Origin of the sequence: Streptococcus danieliae (assembly GCF_013415245.1) — a bacterium.
Lineage (GTDB): Bacteria > Bacillota > Bacilli > Lactobacillales > Streptococcaceae > Streptococcus > Streptococcus danieliae_A.
In genome coordinates, this window is sequence record NZ_JACBXX010000046.1 from 1 (window position 1) to 16,789 (window position 16,789).

Consider the following 16,789-nt stretch of genomic DNA (forward strand, 5'->3'; position numbering starts at 1 on the left):
ATAAAGCAATTCCTATTCTGATGTTTTTTCCACTTATCAGTTTACTAGGAATTGCTTTTTTTTGCACTCTGAATTACAAAAAAAGTTGCATGGAGAGAAAGCTTTCCACACAACTTATTATAGAACCCGAAAAAATGCCCTTCTTAAGAAGAGGCATTTTTTCGATTACGATTACGGTAACGTTTTTTACTTTCTTTGCTGAGGACAATTTCAAAGATGGTCCCTTTGGGACTATTGTCTTTGACTTGGATGCTCGCATTGAGAGCCGAGATGATCTGCTTGGCCAAGGCTAGACCGAGGCCAAAACCTGTGCTTTGGCGCGTCCGGGCCTTATCAACCTGGTAAAAGCGATCAAAGACTCGGGCTTTTTCTGCATCCGGAATTCCAATCCCATCATCCCAGACCTGGATCCGCAGGTCTCCATTCCGGTCTTGGGAGAATAGATGAATCCCAACCTGACCTTCGTCTTCGGTGTATTTGATGGCATTGTCAAAGAGGATGGTCAATAACTGTTTAAGCAAGCTCTTGTCGGATTGGATTTGCCCTTGAAATTCATTGATATAGGTAAATTGCTTGCCGTTTTCCTCAGCAACCAGCTCAAAGTTTTCCAAGGTATCTTCAAAAAACTGAGCATCAATGGTTTCTAGAACAGGATCAATTCCGTCATCGCGACGTGCCATGCTGAGTAGATTAGCGATTAACTTGCGCATATTCCGAACTTCTTCCAAGCTGGCTGCAACAGACTCGCTTTCCTCCAAAATAGTCGCTTGAGGTTTACGGAAAAGGCCTTCCAAGCGATTTTGAAGAACTGCCAGAGGTGTCCGAAGTTCATGGCTGGCATTTTCGATAAAGGCTTTTTGGCGTTGGACACTGTCCAAAAGCGGGACCATGGTTAATTTAGCCAGGTAATAACTGGCCAAGAGCGAGATCGACCAGAAAATCAACATAACCATGATAACGGTGTTTTCATTTCTCTGATTGGTTGATTCTATCTGACTGGTGTTAATCAAAACAGCCGCATAGGCAATGCCGTCAATGGGCTGGGCCAATTCTAGAGGAAAACAGATTTCTCGAAAGCGCTCCTTTTTCCCAAAGGTTGTCCGCATTTCAACCTGACGGATCTGATAGAATTTTTTCTTAGCATCTAACTGAATATTATTGGTATCCAACAAGTGGCTATTGGTGGATAAGGCTTCGCCATCTTCATTAAATAAGAGAACTTCGGAATTGGCCGAAAGGGGCGCCTCAATATTCTTTAAATCCTTTTCAATCCCGGCAATATTATCGGTATAACTCTTTAAGGACCGAAGAGCCGCTAAAACCGTTGCTTCAGAGTTCTGACTATAGTTCCGCAGAGTTCCATCGACCGAACTATAGATCCCCGACCGCATAATCTGTAAAATCAACACGGTCATGGTTCCAAAAATCAGAGTAAAGACGGTTACATAGCGAATAAAATACGGAAAATTAGCAGATTTGGCCTTTTCTTTAACCTTGTTCATGTTTCAAAATGTATCCCACACTTCTAAGTGTCTGCAAATGTTCTGCAAAAACACTCCCTTTAAGTTTCTTCCGAATTTTGGAGACATAGACCTCTACAACCGAAATCGTGGTATCAGAATCGAAGCCCCAGATTCGGTCGAAGATTTGTGACTTGGGTAAGATGACATTTTGATTCTGCAAGAAATAAACCAGAAGATCAAATTCTTTTCCTAGAAGCTCGACTTCTTTCCCTGCCATTTTAGTACTATTCGTATTGAGATCGACTTCAATATCCCCGTAGACCAACTGATTCAAATGAAATTTCCCAGAGCGTTTGAGCAGGGCCTGGATCCGCATCTTCAACTCTTCCAAATAGAAGGGTTTGGTTAAATAATCATCGGCTCCCAATTCAAAACCTTGGCCCTTGTCCTCTAAACTTTCCTTAGCTGTCATAATTAAAACCGGGGTGGAAACTCCCTTCTCCCGCAACTCTTGAAGGACCTGGAAACCATCTTTTTCGGGCAACATCAGATCCAAAAGAATCAAATCATAGATGCCAGACTCGGCTTCATAGAGACCTTCCTCACCATCAAAAACCTGCATCACATCTGCAAAATCATCCAAAAAATCAAAAACTGAATTGGATAAACTCAGGTCATCTTCGACCAACAAAATCTTAATCATCGCTATTCCTCTGTTCAAAAGGCCTGGGCCTGTTGCGACTCTCCAACCACCAACAGCAAGTATGGATGGTCCGTTTGTCCTCAGTCCCCAGGCCTTTCCCTGTCTACTTTTTTCTAGTTTACCAAGGTAAACTTAAATATTTCCTAATTCGCTTTCAGGGCAGCTAGAACCTGCTCCTGGTCACGTTCCATCAAGGCAACACGCGCCTCAATCTCATTCATCCCCATGATAATATTGCGTTGCATAGATAGATCATCCAATTTTGGCTGGAAGAAATCTTTGTAGGCCTGCAACTGATCCTGACGATGGAAACTGTTAGCTGGGTAGATAATGTACTTGTCGAAGGACATATCGCCCCCTAAGGCATCCACAATCCAGTCCCAATTTTGACCAGCCCAGTCCCAAGCCAGCGGACTTGCCTTAGCTTGCAACAAGAAAGCCCGGTACCAAGACATGGCCAAATCCTGTGGTTTAACAACCGATTTGTCCTGCCACTTAGATAGCAGCAAGGCTAGATGCTCCTCCTCTTGCGCATAGGATAGGGCTGCCGCTAGCTGACGTTGGAAGGTTCCATCGGTTGCATTTTTGTACAAAGCAAGGTAGAGTTCTACCAACTCTGCTGACTCAGCCGACTTCATTTGATTGATCAACACTTGCGAGCGGATCGAAGCAGGTAGGTCTTCCAAATGTTCTGCATACTGTTCAAAAAGGGCTGCTACTTCTTCCACAACAGGGACATCCCCTGCTTCCACCAGTTGGCTCAAAGCCACCTGGCGCACCAATTCATCCTGCTCCGCTTCACCAACTTGTGGCACTACTCCCAAGGTCTGGACTGCCGGACCAAAGAGTTGTGCAACTTTTTGGTTCAGAGCAGTCTGGGCGTCCTTATCTTGGTCCACAAAGCGGGCCAGGACTCGGACGACATTGGCCCAGGCGGAGAGAACAATAAAGGCTTTCTCTTCTGGCCATTTTTCCATCAAAGCAACCAGGGAAGCATAAGAAATACGTCCAGCTTCTGCCAACAATTGTTGCTCCTGCACCAACTGCAGACGACTAATAGCATCTAAATCGGCGATGTTCCCAACCAAGGAGGCTCCGATTGGACCTTGGTAGTCACAAATATAGTGGGCTGTGTTGCCGTCATTGAGGCGAAGGGCCCCTGCAGCCGCATTAGCAGCAGCCAAGGCAGCATAGCCTGGGATAACTAAGCGTTCTGTCGTCATCATATCTGGCAACCCTTGCCAATTGCTATTTAGAGGGATATGCCAGAGACGACCCTTGTCTTCTCCTTGGCCTAAGAAGAATTGTTCCTGGGTCAGAACGAGGTCATCCCCTTCAAGGGCAACTGTCACCACTGGGTAACCTGGTTGCTCCAACCAAGACTCCATAAAGGCGCCAACTTCTTTCCCAGAAGCAGCCTCCAAGGCAGCCCAGAGGTCCGCTCCAACTGTATTCCCATATTGGTGTTTGCGGAAATAGTCTCCCAAGCCTTGAGAAAAGGCTTGATCCCCCAACCAGCGATGCAACATGTGCATCAGGCGGCTTCCCTTAGCATAAACAATAGCCGGATCAAAGAGGGTATTGACCTCATCTGGATGGTTAACCTGCACATGGACTGACTGAACCCCATCGGTTGCATCTCGGCGAAGAGACAGTGGAATTCCACTAGTCTGGAAGTCTTCCAAAATGTTCCAGCCTGGCTCTAAGTGATCCACGCTGACATATTCCATCATATTGGCGAAGCTCTCATTCAACCAGAGGTCATCCCACCATTCCATGGTCACTAGATTTCCAAACCACTGGTGGGCGACTTCATGGGCAATCACCAAAGCCACTTGTTGACGGCTATGGAAGCTTGAATTGGCGTCCACCAAGAGATAGACCTCCCGGTAGGTCACCAAGCCCCAGTTTTCCATAGCACCCGAAGAGAAATCTGGGAGGGCCAAATGCAGCGATTGAGGGATTGGGTAAGGGACATCGAAATAGTCTTCGTAGAAAGCAATCACACGCTTGGCAATGTCCAAGGCAAATTCCAAGTTTCTTTCTGGATGAGCCTTGCTGGCATAAACCCCAACCAAGGTCCCCCGTTCTGTCCGATCGGTAATTCCTTGTAGATCCCCGATTCCAAAGGCCAAGAGATAGGTCGACATGCGTGGTGTCCGCTCAAAGGTCCAGACACCGGTTTGTGCTCCCTGACCTGCTACTTGTTCCGGCATATTGGAGAGGGCAATTTCTCCTTCCTCCTGATCAAACCGTAGGGTCAAATCAAAGGTCGCCTTAGCTTCTGGTTCGTCAATACATGGAAAGGCTTCCCGCGCAAAATGACTTTCAAACTGCGTTGAAATAATTTCCTTATCCTGGCCATCCAAGCGGTAATAAGATGGATAGATACCGGTCATCCGGTCATTGATTTTTCCACGATAGTTGACCACAACTGACACATCACCGGGCTCTAGGCCAGCAGCTCTAACCAAGTCCTGCTCCTCTTCAACAACAAAGTCACAGGCCTGCCCCGCAACAGATAAGGAGACAATTTCCAACTCCTTCTGGTGCAAAACCAACTCGCTACCCGATAGATGCCCCTGAATGGTTACCTGACCCGAAAAAGTACGGGCCTTCCGATTTACCATTAGTTCCAAACTATAGTGTTCTGGTTGAAATCCTTGATACAAACGTTGCAATTCTGTCATATTCTCCCCTTTACTGAAAACGCAAGCCTTTAGGATAGTGATTTTTGACCATCCCTTGACTAATTTTGACATAACCAAGGCCATTTTGGCCACAGACTAAGTGGTACCAACCATTGGCCGGCGAACCGTGGGCTGGTAAACTCTGACCGGCGACATAGGCCGAAAACTCTTCTTCTGGCAATTCATACTTGTGATGCGATTGACTGGGCTTCAAAGCCATCCCCAAGGCAAAACTAGGTTCAAACCGTTTTTTCTTGAAGGTCCCCAAATGCAAGCCATTACGGGCAATCCGAATCTTGTCCAAAGCCGGCAAACCTGCTGGGAGCAGGTAGAGCTCCTCGCCAAAAGTCTGCAAGACTCCTGGCAAAGCCTCCTGCAAGTGTTCTTGTTCAAAGACTTGCCAGAGTTTTTTCTGCTCGGCAGTAAGGTTGCTGCGGGGAGGCTTCTTTTTGGGAGCCTTGTTGGCACCCTGGTAGTGCAGACGAGCGACAAACTGCCCCTCTCCTTTAAAATGATGAGGATACATCCGGGCTGTTTGACTCTGATTGAGACCAGCAACCATCCCATTTTTCAAAGGAACCTGCTCCAAGTCAAACGGATATTCCGCCAACAACCAGTCCACAATCGCCTCATTTTCTTCCGGAGCCCAGGTACAGGTCGAGTAGACTAGACGCCCACCCGGAGCCAACATGGCCACAGCGGCCTCCAAAATCTCTCTTTGCAGGCTGGCACACTGGCTAGGATAAGCCGGAGTCCAATAATCCATGGCTTCCGGCTGTTTCCGAAACATTCCTTCCCCAGAGCACGGCGCATCCAAGACAATCACATCAAAGAAGCCTTGAAAAACCTTGCTGAGAGTGGCCGCATCGGTGTTGGTAACCACCGCATTACGGGCCCCAAAGCGCTCCAGATTTTCAACCAGTATTTTGGCTCTTTTGGGATGAATTTCATTAGCGACTAATAACCCCTGATTGTTTAAGTAGGACAAAATGTGAGTCGATTTGCCACCCGGGGCCGCGGCCAAGTCCAGCACCTTCATGCCTGGTTCAATTCCTGCGGCGTCCACCACCATTTGGGCAGCGGGCTCCTGGGAATAAACTTGGCCGGTTACATGCTCTAAGGACTTTCCAGAGACTTTCCCATAATAGGACCAGGGTAGGCCAGGAATCGGCTGGGCAACTTCTGGAAGCTGGATAGCTTCTTTCAAAGGATTGACCCGGAAAGCCGAAACCGCTTCTTCTTCAAAGGTTGCCAGAAAGGCAGAACTTTCCGCCCCCAAGATTGCTTGATACTTCTCTTTAAATCCTGCCGGAAAAGGCATGACTGGAACCTCCTCTTATTTTTTCCAAAAAATAATCTTCTAAATGGGCAGGGATTAGGAAAACGGGTTGCCGCCCCTGAAAACGAAGGGGTTCCCCTTGAGCTTCGAGAAAGCGATACCCCAAAGCTGGAGCCAAAACATAGGCTGCCGCATAATCCCAGGGCTGGAGGTAGGAGGCATAGGTCAACAGTTTCCCCTGTAAGACCTTGAGGAAACTAATACCGGCACTTCCATAAACCCGGACTCCCAAGCTATCTCTAGCGATATCCGCCAAGCCAAAGGTGTTGTCCCGCAACATGGCTGCATTGCCCGAAACCAGCGACCGCTCCACCTGCACACAGGCTGCGGGTGCTTCATAGACCTGGCCATTACAGGTAACCGGCAGTAGCCCACCACCAGCTAAGAGAACCCGGCCCATCACATCGTAAATAAAGGCAAAACCAGGCTGACCATCTCGAAAAAAAGCCAGCATGATAGCAAAATTCTCCCGCTGAGCAACCAAATTATTGGTGCCATCAATCGGATCCAAAATCCAGACCGTCCCTGACTGAGCATCCGGCTGATCGGTCATCTCCTCTGCCAGGAAGGTATCCTCTGGAAAAACTTGGCTGAGTTTACTGACTAAAAAATCCTGAACCCGATAGTCCAAATTGGTAACCAAGTCTGTCGCATCCTGCTTACAGCTGACTTCCAGTGGTTGCTCCAAGGCCTCGCGTAACATTGCTCCAGCCTTCTGCAATAAATCCAAGGCTAGCTCGTATCTGGACTTAAAGTCGAACTCTACCATTTCCGCGCTCCTTCGCTGCCTGCCAGGCCCGGTATAAAGAATAACCACTGGCCGCCTCAAATTCGCGTCCCAGGGTCTTTTCAGCTGCCTTGCCAGGAACAACTTGTTTAAATTTCTGATAAGCCGCTAAAAGATCTTGGGCTTCAACCCCACCTTCATAGGCTTCTTCCACGCGATTGAAAAAAGAGAGCACTGAAGCTAATTCTTCAGTACTCCAACTTTCATCAAACGGATAACTATACTGATTCCTCATATCGATCCATCTCCGCTCTTAAGGTTGCATTTTTTAATTCTTGCTTCCGATAGCCCCTCGGTAAGAAAGCCCGAATCTCATCCTCATTAAAACCAACTTGCAAACGCTTGGAATCAAGGATGATGGGACGACGTAAAAGACTAGGGTTCTGCTCAATCAAACTCAACAGTTGTGAAATGGGCAGCTCCTCCAAATCCACATTTAATTTTTGAAAAATCTTCGAACGAGTTGAAATGATATCATCCGTTCCATTTTCAGTTAAAGACAAAATTTGACGCAACTCCTCTGCACTCAGAGGACTGGTCATAATATTATGTTCCTGAAACGGCACATCGTGTTTGCTTAACCAAGCACGCGCCTTCCGACAGCTGGTACAGCTGGGAGATAAGAATAAAGTAATCATCGTAAGATTCGCTTTCCAACCTACATACTATATCCATTTTATCAAAAACGGAAAGGGATTCCTAGTCTTTTTTGAAAAGGTACCAAAAAACTCCACTACTTTAGGATTTTGCAATAAAATCAAGCTCCATTAACTCGATTCCCCGGGTTTCGACAACATCCATGGCCAAAGGGAAATCCAAAATTTCCTGGGGATCCCAGCGTAGAGTGACCTGATCATGGTCAAAGCCCTTCTGGCCCTCCAGGAGGTCCTCCTCTTTTTGGTCCGAAAAGATTTCGATCTGGTACCAGTCATTCGGAGACTGCTGGTCAAAGCTCAGATAAAAGGCATGAGGACCACCCTCTGTAAAGAGGTACTCTTGAACCAACCGATTCAAGCGGTCCAAGGCCTGGCTATCTGGGCGCTCTGCTTGAAAGAGAGACAGACGCAAACCGGAACCAACCCGTGGCAAGTCCTTACTTAATTTTTCAAGAAGAACCAGACCTTCCAGGCGAATATAGGCCTGCTCACGAATATAAGCTTGGACCTGATCCTTGTAGACCTTGTAGGTATCCGAGTTTAAAAACTGGAGATAGGCTTGATTGGAACTAAAAATTTCCAAGACCAGATATAGATCTCCCTGCTCTGGACTCTGAAAGCCATAAAAACTGACCAGATCCTCCCCCAGTTCTTTAGAAGCCTGAGCTAGATCAGCCAAGCAGCCGAGAAAGTCCTCCCTTTGTTCAGGATGAATGGAAATACGAAATAGGTTGATCACAGGTTTCATTTAGTCACGCTCCTTCCAGTCTTGAGCACGGTTTTTATCATCTTCTAATTGTTCAATCAGAGCCTGCACACTCGAGAATTTCACCATATCCCGTAATCGCGCCAACCAATCAATCTTCAGACGATGACCATAGATATCCGCCTCGAAATCAAAGATATTGACTTCAAAGCGCAATTCATCTCCTTCAAAGGTTACATTTTTTCCAACTGAGGCCATTCCACGATAGACCCGATTCCCCTCATGGACATCCACAACATAGACGCCATCTGCCGGCATATGCAAGCGATCCAGAGGAGCCAGATTGGCTGTCGGATAACCAATCGTCCGACCACGCGCATCCCCGTGCACCACAATCCCACAAGTCTGATAAGGCCGCCCCAGTAGTTGGCTCACTTCTTCAACCTGGCCCTGGGCCAAGGCTGCCCGAATCCGCGTAGAGCTGACTTTTTTTCCATCCAAATCATAAGAAGGAACAATTTCTACCTGACCTGGGAAGGATGAGGCTAAGAGCTGGGCTCCCTGCCTGTCACAGCCAAAATGATAGTCAAAACCAACCACCAACTTCTGAGCCTTGAGACTAGCAACATAGGTGTCCAAGAATTCTTGCCCCGTCAAACTACCAAATTCACTGGTAAAATCCTGCAAATACAAGAGGTCCACACCGGCCTGCTCCAGCAATTCCTCCCGCAATTCAGGACTTGACAAATGCAGGAGCAAGTCTGGTCGAAAACGACTAAAGGCCAACTGGGGAGATTCCGGAAAAGTCAACAGGGCCACCTGTAATCCCGACTGGTCTGCTAGCTGACGGGCCCGTTGAAAGAGCTGCTGATGCCCTTTATGGATTCCATCGAAATAACCGAGCACCAAAATGGTCGCATCCTTCTGTTCAATATCACGCCAGTCTTGAATGACTTGTTTTTTCATGCCTACTCCTTTCCTAGACAAAAACCTTGTTAGGCTTCCAAAGGTCTCCCTTTCGTTCCAGAACCGCATACAACTGCCCCTGGTAAAGGGCTGCCACCCGCTCTTCTGAATTGGCTGCCTGGATCCAACGACCATACTGCAACTCCTCAGCCTCTGCTGAACTTAGGTCATAGCTGGGCAGGCTGGAAATTCCGAACTCCAAAGGTAACAAAAAACTTTCCTGTCCCTCTGCCACCAGTTTTTCCAGCTCTTCCAAGCTATAGGCTTCCGCCAGGCTTAGACCAGCTGACTGGGTGCGTACCAACCGAGACATATGGCTAGGAAGCCCTAACTTTTGACCCAAGTCGACCGCCAAGGTTCGGACATACGTCCCCTTGGAACAGACAACTCGAAAATCAAACCGGAGCAAGCCATCCTCCCAACGAAACTCTGACTGCCGGGAAAATTCTTGAATGGTGACTTGACGGACCGGACGCTGAACCTCTTCACCAGCCCGAGCATACTCATAAAGTTTCCGACCATTGACCTTGACGGCCGAATACATAGGCGGAATCTGTTGGATTTCCCCCTGAAAACTAGCCATCAACTGATCAACGACTTCCGGGGTCAGGTCCCGAGGAACCTCTGATTCTGCAACCCTTTCACCCCAGGCATCCTCTGTGGTCGTTGCATAACCCAGGGTAATCTCACCTTCGTAGACCTTGCCCCCATCCTGCATATATTCAATCAAACGGGTGGCCTTGCCGACGGCTATCGGGAGAACTCCTGTAACCTGAGGATCTAGAGTTCCACCATGCCCAATCTTTTTGGTTTTCAAGAGGCGACGCAGGCGGCCAACAACATCATGGCTGGTCATCCCAGCTGCCTTGTTAACAGCAATAATTCCTTCCATGCTTCTCTCCTATCGTTTTTCAATGGGAGCCAAGGCTGCCAAAACTTTTTTCACGCCCATGTCGGGGAAAGAAATTTTCAACTCCTGGGCATCTCCAGAACCTGAAACGGCTAGGACTGTTCCCAGTCCCCATTTGCGGTGGGAAACCTGATCGCCAATTTCCCAAACTTCTCCGGTTACTTTCGAAGCAGAAGCCACCACCCCTGCCGTCTTGGGTTGAACCGCTTGTTTCCGCAAGCGTAAGGCTTCCTCCAGGCTCATACCTTGACCAAACTTTTGCCCAGCTTGATTGGTATAGGAGACTGCAAAGCTAGTATTGGCGGGCTTGGCCAAGCCTTGGTAGTCCAAAAGCTCCGCTGAAATCTCATTCAAGAAACGACTGGGTTTGTTGTAGCTGGTCCGCCCATAAAGCAGGCGAGAATTGGCGTTGGTCAAAAACAGCCGCTCCTCAGCTCGGGTAATCCCCACATAGGCCAAACGGCGCTCCTCTTCTAGTTCATCTGGTTCCTGACTGGCCCGGGAAAGCGGGAAGACATTTTCTTCCATCCCAATCAGAAAGACATAAGGAAACTCCAAGCCCTTGGCTGCATGAAGGGTCATCAAGGTTACCTCGGCTGCTTCCACTTCTCCCTCGTCAGTCTCGGAGCTGAGCGCCAAATCAATCAAGAAACGACCCAAGCGGTCCAAACCAGTTTCGCCCTCTTCAGCCTCTCCTTCATCAAAGGACTGGGTCACTGAGAGGAACTCCTGGATATTCTCCAAGCGTGACTGGGCTTCAACTGTCCGCTGAACTTCTAGGCTTTGACGGTAGCCTGACTCATCCAAAAGGGCATTGACCAATTCCGTGACGCTCAAGTTGTCAACCTGTTGACGCAAGCGATTCATCATAGCCGCAAAGTCTTCCAAAGCCTGAGCGGCCTTGCCCTTAATCGGAGATAGGATCAATTCGCCACTAGCTTCAAATAAAGACAAGCCCTGAAGCTGAGCAAACTCTCGCAATTTTGTCAGGGTTCCTGGACCCACCCCGCGCTTGGGTTCATTGATGATCCGCTCAAAGCTAATATTATCCTTGAGGTTGGCCAAGAGGTTTAAATAAGCCACCAAATCTCGGATTTCTTTCCGGCTGTAGAATTTGGTTCCGCCAACCATGGTATAGGGAATCGCTGACTTCATCAAGGCTTCTTCAATAGTCCGGGATTGGGCATTGGTGCGGTAGAGAACGGCCATGTCCTTGTAATTTTTGCCTTCTTCTAGGACCAGCTGGCGAATGCTTTTGGCAACAAAGAGAGCTTCTTCTTGCTCATTGGTGGCCCGGTAATAGACCAAGGATTGTCCCTCGGGATTTTGGGTCCAGAGTTTTTTGGGGCGACGGTTTTTATTGTGGACAATCACTTCATTGGCTGCCTGCAAAATCTTCTTGGTCGAACGGTAGTTCTCTTCCAAAAGAACAACCTTGGCTGCCTTATAGTCGCGTTCAAAATCCAAGATATTTTGCATATCTGCACCCCGCCAACCATAAATGGACTGATCGGCATCCCCCACGACACAGATATTCTGGAAACGAGAGGCTAACAGTTTGACCAATTGGTATTGAGCCTGGTTGGTATCCTGGTACTCATCCACGTGAATATATTGAAACTTTTGTTGGTAGTAGGTTAAAACATCTGGATTTTGGTCAAACAACCGAAGTGTCATCAGAATCAAATCATCAAAGTCCATAGCCTCTGACTGGCGCAACTCTTGCTGATAGGCCTTATAACATCTGGCTACGACCTGACTATACATATCACTCGCCTGCGCTTCATAAGCTCGGTCATCCAAAAGATCATTCTTAGCATTGGAGATGGTCCCCAGAACCGCTCGCTCACTCCACTTTTGCGGATCCAGGTTTAGTTCCTTAAGAATCCGCTTCATCAGCGTCCGTTGCTCACCGGGATCGACAATGGTAAAGTTACGGTTATAACCAATCCGATCGGTATCGCGCCGTAAAATGCGGACACACATGGAGTGGAAGGTTGAAATCAGGGTATCCTGGGTCGCAGGATTCAAGGCATAAGCCCGCTCCTTCATTTCCCGTGCCGCCTTATTGGTAAAGGTGATCGCGAGAATATTCCAGGGGTTGACCATCTTTTCATCAATTAAATAGGCAATTCGGTGGGTCAAAACTCGGGTTTTACCAGAACCGGCCCCAGCCATAATCAGCAAGGGACCTTCCGTTGTTTGGACGGCCTCAGCCTGGCGCTCATTCATACCCGCTAATAGTGGATTCATGTCATCTCCTTGTAGTTGTGAAAATATCTTTCCCTATTATAACATTTGCCGTCCTTAACCTTCAATCGCCGTCATTGAATTTCCGAGACCCTTTTGTTAAACTTTTTGAAAAAGCAAAAAAGGAAGTTCCAATGTCCAGTCCGACTCAGAATTTAAAAATGGCGGAACGCGGTGCCCTGCTAGCCATCGCGACCTATATCCTCCTCTCCATCCTCAAAATCATCGCTGGCCATTTCTTCAGGTCCGCTTCCATCACAGCCGACGGCTTTAACAATATGACGGATATTTTGGGCAATGTGGCTGTCCTCATCGGCCTACGGCTAGCCCAAAAACCGGCCGACCGCGACCACAAATTCGGCCACTGGAAAATGGAGGACCTGGCCAGCCTCATTACCTCTCTGATTATGTTACTAGTTGGTTTTCAGGCTCTCTTTCAGAGTATTCAAGGCCTTATCCAGCCTCAGCAGGAAAACTTCGATCCTCAAGCCATGTGGGTCGGCTTCTTCTCGGCCCTTATCATGACCGGCGTCTACCTCTACAACCGGAACCTGGCCAAGCGCGTGCATTCCAAAGCTCTAGAAGCCGCAGCGCTAGACAATCTCTCGGATGTCCTCACCTCCTTAGGGACCAGTCTGGCTATTCTCGCCAGCCAGTTTCAACTCTATCTGGTCGACAAAATCATCGCCCTCCTGATTAGTATGATTATCCTCAAAACAGCCTACGACATCTTCCGGGAATCCACTTTCTCCCTCTCAGATGGCTTTGACGAAGACCTGTTGGACCACTACACCCAAAGCATCCTCACAATTCCCAAAATCGACCAGGTCCTCGAAATCCGCGGCCGCAGCTACGGCAGTCATATCTACCTCGACATCACCCTAGCCATGAATCCCGACCTCTCGGTCTACGAAAGTCACAGCATCGCCGACCAAGTAGAGCAGTTACTCCAAGAGCAATACGGGGTCTTTGATAGTGATATCCATATCGAACCCTCCCCCATTCCGGAAGATGAAGATCTAGACTTCCTCCTCAAAAAACTCTTTCTTTACCAAAGTCAGGTCGAGGCTGGCCAAAACCTCGACACTTACATCGCCGACGACTTTACCTATATCCCCACAAGCGGCCAAGTCCAAGACCGCAGCTCCTATCTGGCTGCCAAGCACCAAGAAATGGCCTTCAAAAAATTCCAACTCAAATCCATCAACCAAAAAACCAAACTGGTTTCCTATCAATTAGAAGGAAAACAACACACCACCATCTGGCGCCGCCATGAAGATTGGCAGCAAATTTTCCACCAGGAAACCCAGATTGAAGAGACATCTCCAGAATCGACCAAGCAGGGCACTGGGCCTCACTAACCCAGTGCCTTGCTTTTCTTAAAAAGGACTTGAAAAACGAATGAATTTAGTTTAAAATGGTTCTATCATTCGTTAATAAAGGAGATTTAACCCGTGGAACGGTTTTTTAATTTAAAAGAGTACGGAACATCCGTATCAACCGAGGTTATGGCCGGAATTACTACTTTCTTCGCCATGTCTTACATTTTATTTGTCAATCCTAACATTTTAAGTGTGGCTGGGATGCCAACACAAGCTGTTTTCTTGGCAACCATTATCGCTAGTGCCGTTTCAACCCTGGTCATGGGACTTTTTGCCAATGTTCCCTACGCCTTGGCACCAGGAATGGGGCTTAATGCCTTCTTTACCTATACTGTCGTTATCGGACTTGGCTTTACCTGGCAGGAAGCCCTAGCCATGGTTTTCCTCTGTGGTCTCTTTAATGTTTTTATTACCATTACCAAGGTTCGAAAAAGCATCATCAAATCCATCCCAGTCAGCCTCCAGCATGCTATCGGTGGAGGGATCGGGGTCTTTGTAGCCTACCTTGGTTTCAAAAATTCCAACTTGATTACCTTCCTCACTTCAGCTTCTGACATCATCACTGTTAACGGGGTCGCACCCGCTGAGGCCAAGGCTGAGACATTCGCCAATGGAGTCACTTCTGTTTTTGCCGGCGGAGGGGTTGTTCCAGCCATTTCAACCTTCACAGATGCCAGCGTACTACTCACCGTTTTCGGTCTTCTCCTAACCGCCGTTTTGGTCATCAAAAATGTCCGTGGAGCCATTCTTATCGGGATTGTTGCGACAACCTTGGCCGGGATTCCAATTGGTGTTGTCGATCTTTCAACCATTGATTTCGCCAACAACAATCTAGCAACAGCCTTTGGAGAACTCGGAACAACCTTCCTTGCTGCTTTTGATGGATTTGCTTCCCTCTTCGCAGACTCTAGCCGTCTCCCCTTGGTCTTTATGACTATTTTCGCCTTTAGTTTGTCAGATACCTTTGATACACTTGGAACCTTTATCGGAACTGGACGCAAAACTGGAATCTTCTCGGCTCAAGATGAAGAAGCCCTTGAAAATTCAACTGGATTCAACTCCAAAATGGACAAGGCCCTCTTTGCCGACGCTATCGGAACTTCAATCGGTGCCCTCTTTGGTACTTCCAACACAACTACCTATGTTGAATCCGCAGCTGGGATTTCTGCCGGTGGTCGGACAGGTCTCACTGCTGTAACCACAGCTGTCTGCTTCCTTCTATCAACTCTGATTCTTCCTTTTATCGGGATTGTCCCTGCTGCAGCGACTGCACCAGCCTTGATCATTGTCGGGGTTATGATGGTTTCATCCTTCCTGGATGTTGACTGGAGCCAATTCGAAGATGCCCTTCCAGCCTTCTTTGCAGCCTTTTTTATGGCCCTCTGCTTCTCCATCTCCTACGGAATTGCAGCAGCCTTCATCTTCTACTGCTTGGTGAAGGTATCCACTGGTAAGGCTAAAGAAATTCACCCGATTCTTTGGGGATCCACAGCCCTTTTCATTCTAAACTTCATCATTTTGGCTCTTCTATAAGACCTTTAAAACGGACTTTCGCAGGAAAGTCCGTTTTTTTACTGTTCTTAATAGTTCCGAAATCGTTGATACCGAGCTTCCAGCAATTGCTGGCTAGGGAGAGCAGCTAGATGGGCTAGCTCTTCGATCAAACTAGTTTTAATCTGCTCCACAATTTCACGGGTAAAATAGCCACGTTCTGGAATAATCTTTTCAATAATCCCCTGTTTTTTTAGGTCAGCGGCTGTCATCTTCATCAATTCTGCTGCCTCAGTAGCCCGACTACCATCTTTCCACAAGATAGAGGCAAAGCCTTCTGGACTCAGAATCGAGTAGGTCGTATGTTCCAACATCCAAACCTGATCGGCCAGGGCTAGAGCTAGAGCTCCTCCGGATCCTCCTTCACCGATAATAATAGCAATTATTGGTACCTTAAGATCGCTCATTTCCAATAGATTACGGGCAATGGCTTCTCCTTGCCCCCGCTCCTCTGCTCCTTTACCCGGATAGGCACCGGCAGTGTTGATAAAGGTCACAACGGGACGACCAAATTTCTCGGCCTGCTTCATCAGACGCAGAGCCTTGCGGTAACCTTCCGGATGGGGTTGACCAAAATTTCGGTATAGATTATCCTGGAAATTCTTTCCTTTCTGGATACCAACAACAGTCACTGCACGGCCCTCTAGCATTCCAATTCCGCCGATAACGGCCGTATCGTCACGGAAATTACGGTCACCATGCAATTCAAAAAAATCATCACAGATCTTCCTGGCATAGTCCAGTGCCGTCAAACGCCCCTGATTGCGAGCTTCTTTTAAAATATACGATAACTGACTCGTTAGTTGCCACCTCCATGAATATGCAATAGTCGGCCAATTCTGGTTGGTAAATCCATCCGCTCCACAATGGCATCCACAAAGCCATGTTCCTGAAGAAATTCGGCTTTTTGAAAATCATCTGGAAGCGTTTCACGCACGGTTGCCTCAATCACACGCCGCCCCGCAAAGCCAATCAAGGCCTGGGGTTCCGCCAATATGATATCACCCTCCATGGCAAAAGAGGCTGTCACACCGCCAGTTGTTGGGTCTGTCAAAATGGTCAGATAAAAGAGACCAGCATTGGAGTGGCGTTTAACCGCAGCGGAAATTTTAGCCATCTGCATCAGTGACAAAATCCCCTCCTGCATCCGGGCACCTCCCGAAGCTGTAAAGAGCACCACTGGAAGTTTCTCCTGGGTCGCAAATTCAAACAGGCAAGTGATCTTTTCACCCACAACACTGCCCATAGAAGCCATAATAATACTAAATAAAAATCGAATTTTGAATTATAATAGATTGTATGAAATTGAAATTAGATAAACAACAAGAAACTGAATTGAGATTAGCTCTTAGAAATAAAGACTACGCTACTTATCATAGACGCATC

The 16,789-nt window shown here is 47.7% G+C and carries 14 protein-coding genes and 1 pseudogene; 2 read left to right on the forward strand and 13 right to left on the reverse strand.

What is annotated here, in order from left to right:
• Positions 1-143 precede the first annotated feature (143 nt).
• From HZY94_RS01130 to pcrA, 11 genes are all read right to left on the reverse strand, one after another.
• Positions 144-1,502, reverse strand: a complete 1,359-nt coding sequence (locus tag HZY94_RS01130; protein ID WP_179924662.1) for a sensor histidine kinase — start codon at positions 1,500-1,502, stop codon at positions 144-146.
• Positions 1,489-2,166, reverse strand: coding sequence for a response regulator transcription factor (locus HZY94_RS01135; RefSeq protein ID WP_179924664.1), 678 nt, complete (start codon positions 2,164-2,166; stop codon positions 1,489-1,491). Before HZY94_RS01135 ends, HZY94_RS01130 begins: the two co-directional genes overlap by 14 nt.
• 143 nt (positions 2,167-2,309) lie before the next feature.
• Positions 2,310-4,856: a M1 family metallopeptidase gene (locus HZY94_RS01140; RefSeq protein WP_179924665.1), complete on the reverse strand. Its 2,547-nt coding sequence runs from the start codon at positions 4,854-4,856 to the stop codon at positions 2,310-2,312.
• 10 nt (positions 4,857-4,866) lie between these two features.
• Positions 4,867-6,177 carry an RsmB/NOP family class I SAM-dependent RNA methyltransferase gene (locus tag HZY94_RS01145; protein WP_179924667.1) on the reverse strand — a complete coding sequence of 437 codons (1,311 nt, stop codon included), beginning with the start codon at positions 6,175-6,177 and terminating at the stop codon, positions 4,867-4,869.
• On the reverse strand, positions 6,155-6,964 hold the full coding sequence (locus HZY94_RS01150) for an inositol monophosphatase family protein (protein ID WP_179924669.1): 810 nt from the start codon (positions 6,962-6,964) through the stop codon (positions 6,155-6,157). Before HZY94_RS01150 ends, HZY94_RS01145 begins: the two co-directional genes overlap by 23 nt.
• Positions 6,945-7,217: a UPF0223 family protein gene (locus HZY94_RS01155; RefSeq protein ID WP_160332262.1), complete on the reverse strand. Its 273-nt coding sequence runs from the start codon at positions 7,215-7,217 to the stop codon at positions 6,945-6,947. The genes HZY94_RS01150 and HZY94_RS01155 overlap by 20 nt, the downstream gene beginning before the upstream one ends.
• Positions 7,201-7,620, reverse strand: coding sequence for a Spx/MgsR family RNA polymerase-binding regulatory protein (locus HZY94_RS01160; protein ID WP_179924670.1), 420 nt, complete (start codon positions 7,618-7,620; stop codon positions 7,201-7,203). Before HZY94_RS01160 ends, HZY94_RS01155 begins: the two co-directional genes overlap by 17 nt.
• A gap of 100 nt (positions 7,621-7,720) precedes the next feature.
• On the reverse strand, positions 7,721-8,386 hold the full coding sequence (locus HZY94_RS01165) for an antibiotic biosynthesis monooxygenase family protein (protein WP_179924672.1): 666 nt from the start codon (positions 8,384-8,386) through the stop codon (positions 7,721-7,723).
• Positions 8,387-9,310 carry a bifunctional riboflavin kinase/FAD synthetase gene (locus HZY94_RS01170; RefSeq protein ID WP_179924674.1) on the reverse strand — a complete coding sequence of 308 codons (924 nt, stop codon included), beginning with the start codon at positions 9,308-9,310 and terminating at the stop codon, positions 8,387-8,389.
• A gap of 13 nt (positions 9,311-9,323) precedes the next feature.
• A complete protein-coding gene (gene truB / locus HZY94_RS01175; RefSeq protein WP_179924676.1) occupies positions 9,324-10,202 on the reverse strand; it encodes a tRNA pseudouridine(55) synthase TruB in 879 nt (292 codons plus the stop codon).
• Positions 10,203-10,211: 9 nt separating this feature from the next.
• A complete protein-coding gene (gene pcrA, locus HZY94_RS01180; protein WP_179924678.1) occupies positions 10,212-12,473 on the reverse strand; it encodes a DNA helicase PcrA in 2,262 nt (753 codons plus the stop codon).
• Positions 12,474-12,604: 131 nt separating this feature from the next.
• On the opposite strand from pcrA, the gene HZY94_RS01185 reads away from it, so the two are divergent.
• Both HZY94_RS01185 and HZY94_RS01190 read left to right on the forward strand, forming a co-directional pair.
• Positions 12,605-13,831, forward strand: a complete 1,227-nt coding sequence (locus tag HZY94_RS01185) for a cation diffusion facilitator family transporter (protein WP_179924679.1) — start codon at positions 12,605-12,607, stop codon at positions 13,829-13,831.
• A 93-nt stretch (positions 13,832-13,924) separates the two neighbouring features.
• Positions 13,925-15,385, forward strand: coding sequence for an NCS2 family permease (locus HZY94_RS01190; RefSeq protein WP_179924680.1), 1,461 nt, complete (start codon positions 13,925-13,927; stop codon positions 15,383-15,385).
• A 47-nt stretch (positions 15,386-15,432) separates the two neighbouring features.
• Here the strand turns inward: HZY94_RS01190 and HZY94_RS01195 are convergent, their stop codons facing one another.
• Both HZY94_RS01195 and HZY94_RS01200 read right to left on the reverse strand, forming a co-directional pair.
• Positions 15,433-16,230, reverse strand: coding sequence for an acetyl-CoA carboxylase carboxyl transferase subunit alpha (locus HZY94_RS01195; protein ID WP_179924681.1), 798 nt, complete (start codon positions 16,228-16,230; stop codon positions 15,433-15,435).
• Positions 16,203-16,661, reverse strand: a pseudogene (locus tag HZY94_RS01200) (acetyl-CoA carboxylase carboxyltransferase subunit beta); the annotation flags it as partial. The pseudogene HZY94_RS01200 and the gene HZY94_RS01195, both read right to left, overlap by 28 nt.
• Positions 16,662-16,789 lie beyond the last annotated feature (128 nt).